Consider the following 17,045-nt stretch of genomic DNA (forward strand, 5'->3'; position numbering starts at 1 on the left):
GGCTTCTCCTCGGGGCCGTCATTGTACCGGCGCCATGCGGGCCAGCGCCATGTCCACGTCCGGATAGCGCAGGCGCACGCGCAGCTCGCGCTTCATGCGCGTGTTGTCGAGCCGGCGCGACTCCGACATGAAGGACAGCAGCATCGGGCTCACCACCTGGCGCAGCTCGGCGCGCGGCAGGCGCGGCGGCCTGGGCATGCCGAAGCGGTCCGCCACCGCGTCGAAGTAGTCGCCCATCTTCATGCGCGTGTCGTCCACCGCATGATAGACCCGTCCCGGCCGGCCGTGCAGCAGCGCCTGCAGCACGATGCGCGCCAGGTCGTCCGCATGCACGTGGCTGGTGTACACGTCCTCCTCAGGCCGCAGCGCCGGCGTGCCCTGCTCCAGGCGCTTGAGCGGCAGGCGCTCGCGCGCGTAAATACCCGGCACGCGCAGGATGGCCAGCTGCACGCCGCCGGCCACGGCCCAGGCGCGCAGGACCCGCTCGGCATCGACCCGGCGCGCGGCGCGCGGGTTGCGCGGCGCGACGGGCCGGTGCTCGCGCACCAGCGCGCCGCCGCAATCGCCGTACACCCCGGTGGTGCTGACGTAGACCATGCGGCGGACGCCACCACCCAGTGCCGCCGCCAGGCGGCGGGTGCGCAGGTCGCGTTCGCCGTCCTGCTGGGGCGGCGCCAGATGCAGCACCCAGGGCGCCAGCCCGCGCAGGCGCGCCAGCGTGTGCGGCTGGTCGAGATCGGCCACCACGGGCACCGCGCCGGCGGCGCGCAGCTCGGCGCAGCGCTCGTGCTGGCTGGTCAGGGCGAACACGCGGAAGCGCTCGCGCAGCAGCGGCAGCAGGCGCATGCCGACGTCGCCGCAGCCGACGATGAGCAGGCGCGGACGGTCGAAGGCGGGGATGGTGGTCATGGTCGGGGGCGCGTAAAGCCGCCTACTCTAGCACAGCAGACGGGGCGGCGCCGGGCGGCGGATGGCGCTCCGGTGTAGAATAGCGCCCCATTACGTTGGCAAAACGCCATCAGATCAACCCGCGGCGCCATGCCGCCCGCGTCCAGCGCGACGCCCAACCGAACGACATCGCATGAGCTTCCAGATTACCGTCCAGCCGAGCGGCCACCAGTTCACCTGCGAGGCCGACGAAACCGTCCTCACGGCCGCCATCCGCGCCGGCATCGGCCTGCCCTATGGCTGCAAGAACGGCGCCTGCGGCTCCTGCAAGGGCAAGGTCCTCGACGGCCAGCTGCACCACAAGCCGCACCAGCAGCGCGCCCTGACCGAGCTCGAACAGGCCCAGGGCATGTCCCTGTTCTGCTGCGCCGTGCCCGAGGCCGACCTCGTGATCGAGGCGCGCGAAGTGGGCGGCAGCAGCGAATACCCGCTGCGCAAGATGCCGACCCGCATCGCCGCGATCCGCCGCGCCGCGCCCGACGTCGCCATCCTCAGCCTGCAGCTGCCGGCCAACGAGGCCCTGGCCTACCGCGCCGGCCAGTACATCGAATTCCTGCTCAAGGACGGCAAGCGCCGCGCCTACAGCATCGCCAACGCGCCCTCCTTCGACGGTCCGCTCGAGCTGCACGTGCGCCACATGCCGGGCGGCCTGTTCACCGACCACGTGTTCGGCGCCATGAAGGAACGCGACATCCTGCGCTTCGAGGGCCCGCTCGGCACCTTCTTCCTGCGCGAGGAGTCGAACAAGCCGATCGTGCTGCTGGCCTCGGGCACCGGCTTCGCGCCGGTCAAGGCCCTGGTCGAGCACCTGATGCACCTGAAATCGACCCGCCCGGTGCGCCTGTACTGGGGCGGACGCCGTCCGCAGGACCTGTACATGGACGCGATGTGCCGCGCCTGGGAAAGCGCCCTGCCCGACTTCCGCTACGTGCCGGTGGTGTCGGACGCCCAGCCCGAGGACAACTGGCGCGGCCGCGAAGGCTACGTGCACGCGGCCGTGATGCAGGACATTCCCGACCTCTCAGGCTGGCAGGTCTACGCCTGCGGCGCGCCGGTGATGGTGGACTGCGCGCGGCGCGACTACGTGGCCGAGTGCGGCCTGCCGGCGGACGAGTTCTTCGCGGATTCCTTCACCTCCGAAGCCGACCTGGCGCAGTCGTGAGCGTGGCGTCCCCGGGACGCCTGGCGGTCCTGCGCAACCGCAACCTGTCCCTCTACCTGTCCGCGCGCTTCCTCGGCACCCTGGCGGTGCAGATGCAGAGCGTGGCCATCGGCTGGCAGGTCTACCAGATCACCGGCAGCCTGTTCGACCTCGGCCTGATCGGCCTGGCCCAGTTCGCGCCCTTCCTGGTGCTGATCCTGTGGGCCGGCCACGTGGCCGACCGCCACAACCGGCGCCTGATCGTCCTGCTGTGCATGGCCACCCAGCTCCTGTGCAGCCTGATGCTGGTCGCCTTCACCGCCAGCGGCAGCCGGACGGTGTGGCCGGTGTTCGTGATCCTGGTGCTGTTCGGCAGCGCGCGCGCCTTCATGATGCCGGCCTCGCAGGCGGTGCTCAAGAACCTGGTGCCGGACCACGCCTTCAGCCAGGCGGTGGCGCTCGGCTCCTCGACCTTCCACGTGGCGGTGATCGCCGGCCCGGTGATCGGCGGCCTGCTGTACGCCCTCGGCCCCCAGGTCGTGCACATGAGCGCGAGCTGCCTCCTGGCGCTGGCGGTGCTGCTGATGGCGGGCACGCGCAGCGTGCAGCAGGTGGTGAACAAGGCGCCGGTCAGCTGGCACACCCTGCTCGAAGGCCTGCGCTTCGTGTGGTCGCGCCCGATCGTGCTCGGCGCGATCTCGCTCGACCTGTTCGCGGTGCTGTTCGGCGGCGCGACCGCCCTGCTGCCGGCCTACGCCCACGACGTGCTGCACGCCGGCCCCACCGGCCTGGGCTTGCTGCGCACCGCGCCCGGCGCCGGCGCGGCCCTCTGCTCGATCCTGCTGGCGTTTTATCCGATCACGCGCCGGGTCGGCGCCTGGATGTTCGGCGGGGTGGCGCTGTTCGGCCTGTGCACGCTGGTGATGGGCCTGACCGACAGCTTCCCGGTGGCGCTTGGCGCGCTGTTCCTGCTGGGCGCGGGCGACATGGTGAGCGTCTACATTCGCCACCTGCTGGTGCAGTACGAGACCCCGGACGAGATCCGCGGCCGGGTCAGCGCCGTCAACGCGGTCTTCATCGGCGCCTCCAACGAGCTGGGCGAATTCGAGTCTGGCGTGACCGCCGGCTGGCTGGGCCTGGTGCGCGCCATCCTGCTGGGCGGCGCCGCCACGCTGGCGGTCACCGGGCTGTGGGCGCTGCTGTTCCCGGTGCTGTCGAAGATGGACCGCTTCCCGCACCACGAGGGCGGGAAGGCGGCAAAGGCCTAGGCCGACGCCCAGGCCGAGACTTAGGCGGCCAGCGCCTGCGCCTGGCCGCGTTCGGCGTCGAGGCGGAAGCGCCCGACCTGTTCGCGCAGGTGGCGCGACTGCTCGTGCAGCGACTGGGCCGCGCTGCTGGCCTGCTCGACCAGGGCCGCGTTCTGCTGGGTCAGGCCATCGACGTGGCCGAGCGCGTCGCTGATGTCGCGCACCTGGCTGGCCTGGCTGTCGCTGGCCGCGGCCATCTCGCGCATCGCGGCCGACAGCCGGTTCACGCTGGCCACGATCTGGGCCATGGTCTGGCCGGCCTGGCCGACCAGGGCCGAGCCCTCGCCGATCGCGCTCACCGATTCGCCGATCAGGGCCTTGATTTCCTGGGCCGCCACCGCCGAGCGCTGGGCCAGGTTGCGCACCTCGCCCGCCACCACGGCGAAGCCGCGACCCTGCTCGCCGGCGCGCGCCGCTTCCACCGCCGCGTTCAGGGCCAGGATATTGGTCTGGAAGGCGATGCCGTCGATCACCGCGATGATGTCGACGATGCGCGCCGAGGCGGCGTCGATGGTGTCCATCTTCTCCACCACCTTCTCCATCAGCGCCCCGCCCTGCAGCGCCACGCTGGACGCCGACGCCGCCACCTGCTCCGCGGCCTGGGCCGAGTCGGCGTTGTTGCGCACCGTGGTGGTCAGCGAGGCCATCGAGGCCACGGTCTGCTCCAGCGAGGCCGCCTGCGAGGAGGTGCGTTCGGACAGGTGCTGGTTACCGGCCGCCATCTCGTCGCTCACCGTGGAGATCTCGACCGCGCCGTGGCGCACTTCGCGCACGATGCGCTCCAGGCCCAGGCGCATCCCGTGCAGGGTGCGCATCATGGTGCCCAGTTCGTCCTTGGTGCGCGCTTCCAGCTTCACGGTCAGGTCGCCGCGCTCGACCGCCTCGGCGAAGCGGCAGGCGCGTTGGATCGGACGGGTGACGCTGGACGTCACCATCAGCGCGAGCAGCGCCGCCAGCAGCGCCGCCGCCGCCGAGATCGCGACCACGATCCAGCGCGCGCGGCTGGTGACGGCGCCGATGTTGTCGCTGGCGGCGCTCATGTCGGCCTCGATGGCGTCGATCGCGGCGTCCAGATCGACCACTACCCTGCGCCGCAGCGGGGTGCATTCGTTGATCAGGAAGGCGCCGAAGCCTTCCATCGCCATGCTCTCGCGATACTGGCGCACGCGCAGCAGTTCCTTGGCCATGAGGCGCAGGCCGTCGCTGGCCTTGTCGTAGGCGGGGCGGCCGGCCAGCACCGGCTCCAGCTTGTCGAGGCGGGCCATGTAGGCTTCGCGCTGGCGGTCCAGCAGGTCCAGTTCGGCGCGCGCCTGGGCCTCGTCCTGGACGATGTAGGCGTTGCGCGCCGAGATGCCGGTCTGGGCCACGGTTTCGCGGATCTCGTACAGCGGCTCCAGCTGCTGCTGGCGGATGACCGTGGCGGCGTCGATCGCGTCGACCGTGGCGCCGAGGCGGTTCAGGGCGATGAAGGTAATGGCCAGCATCAGGGCCACCACCAGTCCGAAGCACAGCGCGAGGCGCGTGCCGATGTTGAGATTCTTGAACATGATTCCCTGGTAGAAGCGGTTCCGGGCTGGGAAGGACGCGTCAGCGTCCCGCGGGCGGCTGCTCGACCCAGCCCTGGTCGAGGAAGCGGGCGGCCAGGAGGTCCTGGATGCAAAAGGCGTAGGCGAGCGACAGCAGCGGCAAGGTGAAGGCCACCATCCAGCCGCAGCACAGCAGGATGGGGATGACGAGGATGACGCCGGCCATGAAGACATGGGTCCAGAGTCCTTGGTAGGCCAGGTAGGCGATGTTGCCGAACAGGGCGAGCAGCGAGCTGCGCGTCCCGACGGTCTCGCAGCGGCCTGTGCCGGGGTGCCTGAATGTGGTCGCCATGATTGAAAATATGAACAGATGAGCCGATTCTACAAATCGGGGACGCCGGGAAATCTCTCAAATCGTTGCAATTGAGAAAAATATGTTTAGCGAGCGGGCTAAACAGGCCGCGATCAGCGGAATTCACATCCGCGCGCGTGGCAGAAGTGCGACAAGCGGGCCGCCGCGAGCGTCTTTCGATTACCTGACAAGTAATCGCCGCCTCCGCTCAGCCCATCGACAATGTGCTCCATCAAACATCAGGAGGACACCATGAGCGCATATGCCATCGCCATCATCGACAGCACGACCATGAACCAGGAGATCGTGCATTACCTGGAGCGGATCGACGCGACGCTCGCGCCCTATGGCGGCGAATACGCGATCCATGGCGGCCCGTGCGCGGTACTGGAAGGCAGCTTCGACGCCGACCTGGTCGCGATCCGTTTCCCGGACCGCGAGCAGGCGCTGGCCTGGTATCGCTCGCCCGAATACCGCGCCATCCAGCCCCTTCGCAGCGCCAACACCGTCGGCCGGGTGTTCGTAGTCGACGGCGTCCCGCCCGGCCACCGCGGCATCGATCTGCTCACCCCGCCAAGTCTCAAGCCCCACGCCGCGCCACAGTCGACACGCGCCAGCTAAGCGCCTACTCGCACGAGTCCCCTAGAACAACTGGGGTCGGAGTCGAATTGTTTGACAACTTTTGACAATTGCTCGAAAAATCGACTCCGACCCTCTTTTTTTCTTTGCACATTGGCAAAATCGGGTGCACGCCGTTTGAGTTGTCGCAGGCTCGGCTTACTTGTGCTTCTGACGATCCATGCTTTGGCGAGCTCGACGAGCAAAAAACAAATGGGGTCGGAGTCGAGTTTTCGATCTAGAGTGAAAAGTTGTCAAACAATTCGACTCCGACCCTAGTTTTCGCGGTTTGAAGCCGACTCTGCTTTTGTAAGGGCGCGGGATCGGGCGCGGCGGTTTTGGTGGGACGTGTAAGATGGGGAAAACGTGACAACAGGAGCAAGCCATGCAAATCAACGTGAATACCGATAACACCATCTCCAATCACCAGGGGCTGGACGAGCATGTGGAATCCGTCGTGCGCTCCTCCATCGGACGCTTCGACGGCCACGTCAACCGGGTCGACGTGCACCTCAGTAACGAGCACCGCGAGAAGAAGGCCGACGGCGGCAACTACTGCATGATGGAAGCGCGCGTTTCCGGCTACCAACCGGTGGTCGTGCACGACCACGGGGTCGACCTGCGCCAGGCCATCCACGACGCCGGCGCCAAGCTGGCCCGCGCCCTCGACAGCGCCATCGGCCGCCTGCAGGATAAGAACAAGCACAGCACGCCCGCGATCGTCGATCCGCTCTCGGACAAGCACCTGACGGATTCCTGATCCGCCAGCCCTCCATGCCGGCACGTCCCCCGGGGCGTGCTTTTTTTTCAGCCTTCCAGCATCTCCCGCAGTAAGCGCAGGTAGCGCAGGCCGGCCAGCGCGCGGCTGCCATACCAAGACATCATCTCGCCGTCGACCAGCAATACCGGGATGCCGAGCTGCTTCTCGAGCGCATCCGCATGCGCTTCCGTGAAGCGGTAGGGCTCGGTCGACAGCAGCACCGCGTCCAGCCCGTCCACCAGCGCCTGCGACCACTCGAAGCGCGGATAGCGCGCCTGCCCCAGATCGGGGATCTTCCAGCCCAGCTCGGCCAGCATGGCGGCGATGTAGGTGCCCGCCGAAATGCTCATCCACGGATCCTGCCAGATGCAGTACAACACCGTGCGCGGCGGCCCCGGCGGCAAGGCGCGCAGCTGCGCGAGTTCGTCCTCGAACTGCGCGCACCAGGCTTCGGCCCTCTCCTCTACGCAGAACACGCCGCCCATCAGCCGCGCCAGCTCCAGGTTGTCGCGCGGCCCGAGCGGATGGGTCACCACGATGTGGGGGACGAATTCGGCCAGCGCGTCCACGGTCGGTTTTTCATTTTCGTCAATGTTGACCACCACGTGGGTGGGCGCCAGCCGGCGGATCTTGTCGAGATTGACGTCCTTGGTCCCGCCCACCTTCGGAATCGCCGCCACCGTTTCTTTCGGATGGATGCAAAAGCCGGTGCGCCCGACCAGCTGCGGGGCCAGGCCCAGATCGCACAGCAGTTCGGTAATCGAGGGCACCAGGGAGACGATGCGGGCGCCCGGCGCGGGCGCATGGACGCGGCCGAGCGCGTCGCGGAGAGCGGAATTGGTCATGGCGGTATTGGACCACTGTTGTTTATGGAACGCCACCCCAAACTCAGCAGTAACTTGCGGTATCATGCAATGGATGTTGACTGTAAGCACGCTCGAGGATTCACTTGGAACAGATCGGCACCTTTGGTGCTTCCCGCTATACCGCCCGCGACCTGCAACTCTTCCGCGGCGAACATGACCCCGCCGTTGCCGCCGCCCTGGCCGCCTGCACGGTGGTGCGGCTGGCGTGCGGGCAGCGCATCGAGGACGGCGCCCGCGCCCGGCTCTACATTGTGCTGTCGGGCATGCTCGAGATCGCATCCAACACCCTGACCGGCGACGACGAAGGCACCAGCCGCATCCTGCCCGGCGAGAGCGCGGGCGAACAGGCGGTGCTGGACGACGCGGTCAACCTGGCCGCCATGACCGCCCTCGAGGACTGCGAGCTGCTGGTGGTCGAGTCGGACCTGGTGTGGGAACTGATCGACCGCTCCAACGTCCTGGCGCGCAACCTGCTGCGCCTGCTCTCCTTCCGCGTGCGCGCCGCCAACGCCCTGCTGCGCCGGCGCCAGAAGCTGGGCGAGTTCTACCGCCAGCTCTCGCTCAACGACGGGCTCACCGGCCTCTACAACCGCGCCTGGCTCAACGAAATGCTGCCCAAGCTGGTGGCGCGCGCCCGCCAGGACGGCGCCCCGCTGTCGCTGGTGATGATCGACCTCGATCACTTCAAGCGCTTCAACGACACCCACGGCCACCTGGCCGGCGACGCCGCGCTCTCGGCGGCGGCCAATGTCATCCGCAGCGCCCTGCGTCCCTCGGACTTCGCGGTGCGCTACGGCGGCGAGGAAATGCTGGCGGTCCTGCCCGACACCAACGCCGAGCTGGCCACCATAGTGGCCGAGCGCCTGTGCCTGCGCCTGCGCGCGGCCATCGTATTCCCCGACATGCGCCTGGCCCTGCCCCATCTCACCGGTTCCTTCGGGGTTGCCTGCCTGGCACCGGGCGGCGACGAACGCAGCCTGGTGGCCGACGCCGACGCCGCCCTCTACCGCGCCAAGCAGGCCGGCCGCGACCGCGTCAGCGCCTGATCCCCGCGTCCCCCCTGAGCACACGGGCCGAGGGCGCGGCCATGACGGCTAGCCATGACGGCTAGCCGTGACGGCGCGGCCGATCTATGCCACCATGGCGGCCGTCCGCATACGACAAGAAGAATACATGAGCACCCATACCTTCCTCTGGCACGACTACGAAACCTTCGGCGCGACCCCGCGCCGCGACCGCCCGGCCCAGTTCGCCGCGATCCGCACCGATGCGGCGCTCAACGAGATCGGCGAGCCGATCATGCTGTACTGCCAGCCGGCCAACGACTTCCTGCCCGATCCGCAGTCCTGCCTGATCACCGGCATCACCCCGCAGCAATGCCTCGAGCGAGGCGTGCCGGAGTATGAATTCGCGCGCCGCATCGAGGCCGCCTTCAGCGAACCCGGCACGGTCGGGGTCGGCTACAACACCATCCGCTTCGACGACGAGGTGACCCGCTTCCTGTTCTGGCGCAACCTGATCGACCCATATGCGCGCGAATGGCAGAACGGCTGCGGCCGCTGGGACCTGCTGGACGTGGTGCGCATGGTCTACGCCCTGCGCCCGGAAGGCATCGAATGGCCGACCCGCGAGGACGGCAAGCCGAGCTTCCGCCTGGAGCACCTGAGCGCCGCCAACGGCCTGGCGCACGACAGCGCCCACGACGCGCTGTCCGACGTGCGCGCCACCATTGCCCTGGCGCGCCTGATCCGCGACAAGCAGCCGCGCCTGTTCGACTTCTGCCTGGAGCTGCGCCGCAAGGACCGCGTTGCCGCCGAGATGGGCCTGCATCTCGACCCGTCGCAGCGCCAGCCCTTCCTGCACGTGTCCGGCATGTTCCCGGTCGAGTACGGCTGCCTGGGCCTGGTGTGGCCGCTGGCCCAGCACCCCACCAACAAGAACGAGATCCTGGTCTGGGACCTCCGCCACGATCCGTCCGAGCTGTTCGGCCTGGACGTCGAGACCATCCGCATGCGCATGTTCACGCGCAGCGCCGAGCTGCCCGAGGGCGTGAGCCGCCTGCCGGTCAAGAGCGTGCACCTGAACAAGTCGCCGATGCTGGTGGGGAACCTGAAGACCCTGAAGCCGGAGCTGGCCACGCGCTGGGACATCGACCTGGAGCGCGGCCGCGCCCACGCCGCCATCGCCGCCGCCGGGCGCGACATGAAATCGGTCTGGGCCCAGGTGTTCCAGAAGCCGGCCGCGGGCGATGCGGTGGACGTGGACGAAGACCTGTACGGCGGCTTCGTCAGCAATGGCGACCGGCGCAAGCTGGAATCGCTGCGCGCCGAAGCGCCCGCCGCCCTCGCCGGCCAGCGCCCCAGCTTCGAGGACGAGCGCCTGAGCGAGCTGCTGTTCCGCTACCGCGCGCGCAACTTCCCGCACACCTTGTCGGAGCAGGAAATGCAGCGCTGGGAAGATCACCGCGCGGCCCGCCTGTTCGACGGCGCGGCCGGGGCAAGGACGGTGGAGCAGCTGTTCGGCGAGATCGACGCCTTGTCGGAGACGGCGGACGAGCGGGCCGAGGAGATCCTCGGGGCGCTCTACGACTATGCCGAGCAGATCGCGCCGGCGCGTTATTGAAAGGGGAAGCGATGAACAAACCACCTTCGCTGCTGTGGCTGGCGGGAGTGCTGCTGGCCCTGGCCCTGTTCGGCGTCGTTGGGGCGAAGTACATGCTCAAGACGCATTCGAGCAATACCATGAGCCAGCTGGGGACCGTGTGGCCGCAGGTCGAGAGCATGCCGGAGCAGGACAAGAACTTCCTGGTGGAGTTGGCACTCACCTGCAATCTGTCTACGCGTGAGGCCGTGCGGGCCGAGACGGTGGATTGCCTGCGTTCGGCGGCGGACAAGCTGGGGCCGGAGGCGAAAGGCAGGCTGGAGGGCTTGCTGCGGCAGGGCTCCAATCAAGGCTGAAGGAATCTCGCCCCGGCACCGCTCGTCAGCGTGAAACCGTCGCACCGGCGTAGGCCCTTAACCGTCGCATCGGCGTCGGCCCTTAACCGTCGCACCGGCGAAGGCCGGTGCCCCAGTCCGTGGCGCTGCGGCAGCGCATGCAGAACTTGGGTTCCGGCCTTCGCCGGAACGACGTGCATGAGCTAATAGATGGCCCTCAACCGTCGCACCGGCGAAGGCCGGTGCCCAAGTTCGGGGCGCTGTCACGGCGCTTGCAGAACTTGGGTTCCGCGGGGCCGCCGAGGCCTTCGCGGGAACGACGTGCATGGGCTGGTGGGATGTGGGTCAGTATCAGCCGCGATGTACGTGGATCGCATCGCGCTGCTCCATCGCATCTTCCTCTCGTTAGCCTACAACCGTCGCACCCGCGAAGGCGGGTGCCCAAGTTCGTGGCGCTGTGGGAGCGCATGCAAAACTTGGGTTCCGGCCTTCGCCGGAACGACGTGCATGGGCTGGTGGATAGCCCTCAACCGCCGCATGTGCGAAGCCTCGAAACCGTCGCACCGGCGAAGGCCGGTGCCCAAGTTCGTGGCGCTGCGGCGGCGCATGCGGCACCTGGGTTCCGGCGGGACCGCCAAGGCCTTTGCCGGAACGAGCTGCGAGGGCTGGTGAAACGTGGTTCGCCCTCAGCCGCGATGCGCGTTGATCGCGTCGCGCGTCTCCATCGCCACCCGGCGCGCGGCCGCGGCGAAATCCTCGCCCTCCTTCGGCGCTGCGTACAGAATGGCGCGCGAGGAATTGATCATCATCCCGGTCCCGTCGGCGCTGCGGCCCGCCTTGACGGTCGCTTCGATATCTCCGCCCTGGGCGCCGATGCCCGGAATCAGCAAGGGCATGTCCCCCACCAGCTTGCGCACCTGCGCGATCTCGTCGGGGAAGGTCGCCCCCACCACCAGCGCGCTCTGGCCGTTCTTGTTCCACTTGTCGGCCACCAGGCGCGCCACGTGCTGGTACAGCGGCACCCCGCCCACGTCCAGGAACTGCAGGTCCGAACCGCCCGCGTTCGAGGTGCGGCACAGCACGATCACGCCGCGGTCATCCCAGGCCATGTAGGGCTCCACCGAATCGAAACCCATGTAGGGATTCACCGTCACCGCGTCCGCGCCATAGCGCTCGAAGGCCTCGCGTGCGTACTGGTGGGCGGTGGCGCCGATGTCGCCGCGCTTGGCGTCCAGCACCAGCGGGATGTGCGGGTAGGTGTCGCGCAGGTAGCGGCAAATGGCTTCCAGCTGATCCTCCGCCCCCAGCGCCGCGAAATAGGCGATCTGCGGCTTGAAGGCGCAGGCCAGGTCGGCGGTCGCGTCGATGATGGCCTTGCAGAAGCGCGCGATGCCGTCCGGCGCGTCGCGCAGCTCGGCCGGCAGGCGCGCCAGGTCCGGGTCGAGGCCCACGCACAGCAGCGAATTGTTGCGGGTCCATGCCGCCGACAGCTTGTTAATGAAATTCACGTGGCACCCCTTGTAACTTAGTCATGGCAAACCCAATATTGTACCCGGCAGGCTTGCGGCGGGCAGCAATCCGGCGCCGACGCGCCCTCGCCCGGGTATTTACTGTATATTTTGCTTATTCAACAACTTGTACGGACTAACCATCATGACGCATTCCCTGTTCTCCCGCTGGTTCCGATTCCTCAGCGTGGCCGTGCTGGCCACCACGCTCCTGAGCGGCTGCGGCTACAACGAGTTCCAGACCAAGGACGAGGCCGTCAAAGCGTCGTGGGGCGAGGTGGTGAACCAGTACCAGCGCCGCGCCGACCTGATTCCCAACCTGGTGAACACCGTCAAGGGCTATGCCTCGCACGAGCGCGAAACCCTCGAAGCCGTCACGCGCGCCCGCGCCCAGGCCACCAGCTTCCAGATCACGCCCGAGGTGCTGAACAACCCGGAAGCCTTCCAGAAATTCCAGCAGGTGCAAGGCGAACTGTCCGGCGCACTCTCGCGCCTCATGGCCGTGTCCGAAAAATATCCCGACCTGAAGGCCGACACCAGCTTCCGCGACCTGCAGTCCCAGCTCGAAGGCACCGAGAACCGCATCACGGTGGCGCGCCAGCGCTACATCGCGGCGGTCCAGGACTACAACGTCACGGTGCGCAAGTTCCCGAATAACCTGACGGCCATGGTCTTCGGCTACGAGACCAAGCCTTCCTTCACCGTCGAGAACGAGAAGGCGATCTCGACCGCGCCGACCGTCGACTTCGGCAAATAAGATGGGGCGCCTGCGCTGCCTCTGGTCCCTGGTGCTGGCCCTGGCCTTCCTGGCCGCGGCGCCAGCCTTCGCCCAGCTCAAGGAAGTGCCGCCGCGCGCGGCGCGCGTCACCGACCAGGCCGGCATGCTGGAAGCGGTCCAGCGCCAGCGCCTGGAAGCCGTGCTGGCCGACTACGAGGCCCGCACCGGCAGCCAGATCGCTGTCCTGCTAGTCGCCTCCACCGAGCCCGAGGCGATCGAGCAGTACAGCATCCGCGTCGCCGATGCCTGGAAGCTGGGCCGCAAGGGCGTGGACGACGGCGTGCTGCTGCTGGTGGCGCGCGACAACCCGAGCGCGCTGCGCCGCCTGCGCATCGAGGCCGGGCGCGGCGTCCAGGGCGTGCTGACCGACGCCCAGTCGAAACGCATTCTGCAGGATGTGATCGCGCCGCATTTCCGCCAGGAGCATTACTACGAAGGCCTGGTGGCCGGCGTGGGGGCGATCGCCGCCCTGCTCGACAAGGAAAGCTTCCCGGCGCCCCAGGAGCCGCGCGGGCAATCCGGGCCGGTGCAGGACGAGGGTGTCGGCGGCTGGCTGTTCGGCCTCATTCCCCTGATCGTCGGCTTCCTGATCCTGCGCTCCATGTTCCGCCCGCGCCGCTCGCGCATCGCGCCCGGCTGGGGCCATAGCAGCTTGGGCAGCGCGACCACCGGCTTCATTCTGGGCAATATCATCGGCAATATGCACCGCGGCGGAGGCGGCGGCTTCGGCGGGGGCGGCGGCTTCGGCGGCGGCGGCTTTTCGGGAGGCGGCGGCAGCTTCGACGGCGGCGGCGCCTCGGGAGACTGGTAATGGGCTTCGCACAAAGACTGCGCCGTGCATGGCGTCACCTGAGCAGCAGCAAGGCCGAGGCCAGGCGCGCCTTCCCCGACGCCACCCTGCGCGCGATCGCCGAGGCCATCACCCAGGGCGAACAGACCCACCGCGGCGAAGTGCGCGTGGTCGTCGAGCGCGCCCTGCCCCTCGACTGCGCCTGGGACGGCGTGAGCAACCGCGAACGCGCCATCGCCCTGTTCGCCGACTGCGGCGTGTGGGACACCGAGGACAATTGCGGCGTGCTGATCTACGTGAACCTGGCCGAGCACAAGGTCGACATCGTGGCCGACCGGGGCATCGACCGCCGCATCGACCGCGCCACCTGGCAGGCCGTGTGCCGCACCATGACCGAGGGCTTCAAGCAAGGCAGGTTCCACGACGCCACGCTGGCCGCCATCGGCCAGGTCAACGACCTGCTGCGCCAGCATTTCCCTGCCGACGGCGCCCGGCCCAACGAATTGCCTGACAAACCCCTGATGCTGTGAGCGGCGCTGTGGGTAGAATGGCGGCTTTCCCTCATCAGCGAAAGGCCGCCATGAAACTCCAACAGAAGATCGCCATCGTCACCGGGGCCAGCCAGGGCATCGGCTATGCCTGCGCCGAACGCCTGCTGCGCGAAGGCGCCCAGGTCATGCTGGCCGACATCCGCCCCGAAGGGCGCGACGCCGCGGCCCGGCTGGGCGCAGGCGCACACTTCTTCCAGGCCGACGTTAGCCGCAAGACCGAAGTCGAGGCCCTGGTCCAGGCCACGCTGGACGCCTTCGGGCGCATCGACATCCTGGTCAACAATGCCGGCGTCACCCACGCCGCCGACTTCCTCGATCTCGAGGAAGAGGACTTCGACCGCGTGCTGCGCATCAACCTGAAATCCATGTTCCTGTGCAGCCAGGCCGTGGCGCGCCACATGGTGGCGCGCGGCGAAGGCGGCAGCATCATCAATATGTCGAGCGTCAACGCCGAGCTGACGATTCCGAACCAGGTGCCCTATGTGGTGTCGAAGGGCGGCGTCAACCAACTCACCCGGGTCGCGGCCATCAGCCTGGCCCAGCACGGCATCCGCGTGAACGCCATCGGCCCCGGCACCATCCTCACCGAACTGGCGAAACAGGCGGTGCTCGGCAGCCCGGAAGCGCGCCGCACCATCCTGTCGCGCACCCCGCTCGGCCGCTGCGGCGAGCCGGAGGAAGTGGCGTCCATCGCCGCCTTCCTGGCCAGCGACGACGCCTCCTACATGACCGGCCAGACCCTGTATGCCGACGGCGGGCGCATGGCGCTCAACTACACGGTCCCGGTGCGCGAATAAGCGCCAGGAATACGCGCTCAGGCCAGATATGCGTTATTGGAATGTCTGGTATCCGCAATCTAAATTGGACTGATATTTGGAGGCCCAGCATAATGCACCTGTCTCCACTATTCTCCTCCAAGAAAATAGTCTTCAAGCCCGCTCTGAGCGGGCTTTTTTTTGTCCTGGCGCGGCACAGGACGGCGACCAAATCTGGTTTCGATCTTCGCGCTTCGGCTTGGTTCCCTCGATCCTGCGCACTGTTGAGAACTGTCACACCTGCGTCACAAAGCTTCCCTATACTTTGACTCACCTGCCGCACACGCAACCGATATGCGTGGTGGCAGCAAGGTGTGGTGCGCCGGGGGCGCAGCCACACCGACCGCTTTCTCTGTCTCTTGGCCCTATCTTGGGTTGTGCCCGCCCGTTCCAGGTGGGCATTTTTTTCTCCCGTGTAGCAACAGTGCAAGAAAAAACTCGCCACAGAGCTTGAAGCCTTGCGGCATTTGGGCAATGATGAAGTTCGTGCAGCTGCTTTTCTTTTTCTTGAGGGCGGTTGCGGCGTTACCACGACACGATAATGGGAGCCTGACCTATGAGCGTACGTGCACCTGACTTGAACTCGCACTTGCCCGGCGATACCGCCGTGGCATGCCGGCGTCACCACGAGGCCGGAGACCTCATCCTCAGCGAACTGAATCCGCAAGCCGTCGTCGACCATCTCGACGGCGACACAGTCCCGCTCAACCTGCTGACCTTCGGCCAGGTACGCGAAGTCTGCCCGAAGTGCCAGCACACCCATCTCAAACTGGTGCTGCGCCAGAGCAGCGTGCGCAAAGCCCATCTGTTCTGCGCCGATTGCGCCGCCTGCTTCGACGCGCACTACGCCGACGGCGCTCCGGCGCTGACAATCTAACCGGAACTGTTGTGTGGGCAAGGAGCCCCGGGGCATGGTATGGTTGGCATTTTGACCAGCCATGCCCGCCATGCCCGCCATGCCCTTCCTGTCCACCCTGCTGACGCTCGACGCCACCGCCCGCCTGCGCCTGCGCGCCGTGGCCCTCGCCCTGTTCGCCGGCGTCGTGATCGCCGGCTCGATTCCCGGCGCGCGGGCCAGCGTGGGAGTATGGGTGACCGGACTGGTGCTGCACGGCTGCACCTATGGCTTCCTGACCGCGCTCTGGTACCTGGGCAGCGCCGGCGGCGCCGCCGCGCGCGCCGCCAAGGCCGTGCTGGCGATCGCCCTGATGGGCGCCTTCGACGAGCTGGTGCAGAGCTTCCTGCCCTACCGCTCGGGCGACATTCGCGACTGGCTGATCGACATCACGGCCGCCCTGCTCGCCTCCGGCGTGCTGGCCGTCTGCACCCTCAAGGCCGCCCCGGCCCGTCTTCCCTGAGACCGGCGCACGGAACAACGCCGTAAAAAGTTCCGTGCTTTACCCTTCTGCTTGATCCAGTCGAGCTCCAGCCCGAGTCCGCTGGAACGCCCGCCCCGTTCCCGCCTCTTAACAGCGTGGCGCGCTGCATCGTCACGCACACCCACTGAAACCAACACACGAGGAGCGAACATGAAGCGACAACAAAGAAGCGTGGTCCTGGCGGGCTTGCTGGCGGCGGCGCTGGTCTTGTCCGGCTGCAAGAGCATGGGCTGGGGCGGGGAATCCGGCGCCTCGGGTTCGAGCTCGTCGGGCGCGACCACGGGCAGCGGTGGCCAGTCCGGCAGCGGCGGTTCCAGCAGCCATGGCTCGGGCAGCGCCACCGGCGGCTCGGGCAACCCCATCGGCAGCAGCGGCAGCCAGGGCGCTTCCGGCGCGGCCGGCGCCACCGGCTCCTCGTCCGCCCAGGAAGGGGCAGCCGGCGCGGGCCAGTCGATGGCCCCCAACGGCACGGTGCTGGTGATCGAGGCGGTTCCCTCGGCCGCGGCCGGCATGAACGGCAGCGCGACCAGCGGCTCCAGCGGCAGCCAGGGGGCCACCGGCGGCAGCGCCGACGCCTACCGCATCACCCTGCGCATGGACGATGGCAGCACCCAGGTGATCATGCAGGGCACGCCGCCCGATTTTCGCAGCGGCGACCGGGTGCACGTGGGCGGCGGCGCCATCCAGCGCTGAGGCCCCGCCCCGCCTCCCGACCGCGCGTAGGCAGGCGCGGTCCACTCCGCGCGGCCCAGGCAGCGTCGCCCGGGCGA

General features: G+C 68.0%; 19 protein-coding genes. 14 read left to right on the forward strand and 5 right to left on the reverse strand.

The features are described 5' to 3' along the window. Positions 1-18: 18 nt before the first annotated feature. Positions 19-909: an SDR family oxidoreductase gene (locus B0920_RS11700; protein WP_078032663.1), complete on the reverse strand. Its 891-nt coding sequence runs from the start codon at positions 907-909 to the stop codon at positions 19-21. 172 nt (positions 910-1,081) lie between these two features. Here B0920_RS11700 and B0920_RS11705 point away from each other — a divergent pair, with 172 nt between their 5' ends. Beyond that, positions 1,082-2,110, forward strand: a complete 1,029-nt coding sequence (locus tag B0920_RS11705) for a CDP-6-deoxy-delta-3,4-glucoseen reductase (RefSeq protein WP_078032664.1) — start codon at positions 1,082-1,084, stop codon at positions 2,108-2,110. After that, positions 2,107-3,357: an MFS transporter gene (locus B0920_RS11710; RefSeq protein ID WP_078032665.1), complete on the forward strand. Its 1,251-nt coding sequence runs from the start codon at positions 2,107-2,109 to the stop codon at positions 3,355-3,357. Before B0920_RS11705 ends, B0920_RS11710 begins: the two co-directional genes overlap by 4 nt. 20 nt (positions 3,358-3,377) lie before the next feature. On the opposite strand, the gene B0920_RS11715 is transcribed toward B0920_RS11710, so the two are convergent. Both B0920_RS11715 and B0920_RS25960 read right to left on the reverse strand, forming a co-directional pair. Beyond that, positions 3,378-4,943, reverse strand: coding sequence for a methyl-accepting chemotaxis protein (locus tag B0920_RS11715; RefSeq protein WP_179119145.1), 1,566 nt, complete (start codon positions 4,941-4,943; stop codon positions 3,378-3,380). A 40-nt stretch (positions 4,944-4,983) separates the two neighbouring features. Continuing rightward, entirely contained in the window at positions 4,984-5,274 is a 291-nt protein-coding gene (locus B0920_RS25960; RefSeq protein WP_179119146.1) for a hypothetical protein, read from the reverse strand. 252 nt (positions 5,275-5,526) lie between these two features. On the opposite strand from B0920_RS25960, the gene B0920_RS11720 reads away from it, so the two are divergent. Next, positions 5,527-5,895, forward strand: coding sequence for a DUF1330 domain-containing protein (locus B0920_RS11720; protein WP_078032667.1), 369 nt, complete (start codon positions 5,527-5,529; stop codon positions 5,893-5,895). Between the two features lie 382 nt (positions 5,896-6,277). Next, positions 6,278-6,652 (forward strand): HPF/RaiA family ribosome-associated protein, encoded by a 375-nt coding sequence (locus B0920_RS11725; RefSeq protein WP_078032668.1) that lies wholly within the window; start codon positions 6,278-6,280, stop codon positions 6,650-6,652. Positions 6,653-6,699: 47 nt separating this feature from the next. On the opposite strand, the gene B0920_RS11730 is transcribed toward B0920_RS11725, so the two are convergent. Then, on the reverse strand, positions 6,700-7,497 hold the full coding sequence (locus tag B0920_RS11730; protein ID WP_078032669.1) for a helical backbone metal receptor: 798 nt from the start codon (positions 7,495-7,497) through the stop codon (positions 6,700-6,702). A gap of 104 nt (positions 7,498-7,601) precedes the next feature. On the opposite strand from B0920_RS11730, the gene B0920_RS11735 reads away from it, so the two are divergent. From B0920_RS11735 to B0920_RS11745, 3 genes are all read left to right on the forward strand, one after another. Then, complete coding sequence (locus B0920_RS11735; RefSeq protein WP_078032670.1) at positions 7,602-8,564, forward strand: GGDEF domain-containing protein; 963 nt, start codon at positions 7,602-7,604, stop codon at positions 8,562-8,564. Between the two features lie 127 nt (positions 8,565-8,691). Next, positions 8,692-10,140, forward strand: a complete 1,449-nt coding sequence (gene sbcB / locus B0920_RS11740) for an exodeoxyribonuclease I (protein ID WP_078032671.1) — start codon at positions 8,692-8,694, stop codon at positions 10,138-10,140. A gap of 11 nt (positions 10,141-10,151) precedes the next feature. Further along, on the forward strand, positions 10,152-10,475 hold the full coding sequence (locus B0920_RS11745; protein ID WP_078032672.1) for a hypothetical protein: 324 nt from the start codon (positions 10,152-10,154) through the stop codon (positions 10,473-10,475). A gap of 665 nt (positions 10,476-11,140) precedes the next feature. Here B0920_RS11745 and pyrF read toward each other — a convergent pair. After that, positions 11,141-11,962, reverse strand: coding sequence for an orotidine-5'-phosphate decarboxylase (gene pyrF, locus B0920_RS11750; RefSeq protein WP_078032673.1), 822 nt, complete (start codon positions 11,960-11,962; stop codon positions 11,141-11,143). 145 nt (positions 11,963-12,107) lie between these two features. Here pyrF and B0920_RS11755 point away from each other — a divergent pair, with 145 nt between their 5' ends. From B0920_RS11755 to B0920_RS11785, 7 genes are all read left to right on the forward strand, one after another. Continuing rightward, complete coding sequence (locus B0920_RS11755) at positions 12,108-12,719, forward strand: LemA family protein (RefSeq protein WP_078032674.1); 612 nt, start codon at positions 12,108-12,110, stop codon at positions 12,717-12,719. 1 nt (position 12,720) lies between these two features. Beyond that, positions 12,721-13,551 carry a YgcG family protein gene (locus B0920_RS11760; protein ID WP_078032675.1) on the forward strand — a complete coding sequence of 277 codons (831 nt, stop codon included), beginning with the start codon at positions 12,721-12,723 and terminating at the stop codon, positions 13,549-13,551. Continuing rightward, positions 13,551-14,060 (forward strand): TPM domain-containing protein, encoded by a 510-nt coding sequence (locus B0920_RS11765; protein ID WP_078032676.1) that lies wholly within the window; start codon positions 13,551-13,553, stop codon positions 14,058-14,060. Before B0920_RS11760 ends, B0920_RS11765 begins: the two co-directional genes overlap by 1 nt. Positions 14,061-14,110: 50 nt before the next feature. Next, a complete protein-coding gene (locus B0920_RS11770; protein ID WP_078032677.1) occupies positions 14,111-14,878 on the forward strand; it encodes an SDR family NAD(P)-dependent oxidoreductase in 768 nt (255 codons plus the stop codon). Between the two features lie 574 nt (positions 14,879-15,452). Further along, positions 15,453-15,773, forward strand: a complete 321-nt coding sequence (locus tag B0920_RS11775; protein WP_078032678.1) for a hypothetical protein — start codon at positions 15,453-15,455, stop codon at positions 15,771-15,773. A gap of 61 nt (positions 15,774-15,834) precedes the next feature. Continuing rightward, positions 15,835-16,254, forward strand: a complete 420-nt coding sequence (locus B0920_RS11780) for a VanZ family protein (protein WP_229455395.1) — start codon at positions 15,835-15,837, stop codon at positions 16,252-16,254. Between the two features lie 171 nt (positions 16,255-16,425). Then, the gene (locus tag B0920_RS11785) at positions 16,426-16,968 is read left to right on the forward strand and encodes a hypothetical protein (protein ID WP_143745716.1); all 543 of its coding nucleotides are present in this window, start codon (positions 16,426-16,428) and stop codon (positions 16,966-16,968) included. Positions 16,969-17,045: the final 77 nt, after the last annotated feature.

The organism is Massilia sp. KIM (genome assembly GCF_002007115.1).
In the GTDB taxonomy this organism is placed as follows: domain Bacteria; phylum Pseudomonadota; class Gammaproteobacteria; order Burkholderiales; family Burkholderiaceae_D; genus Telluria.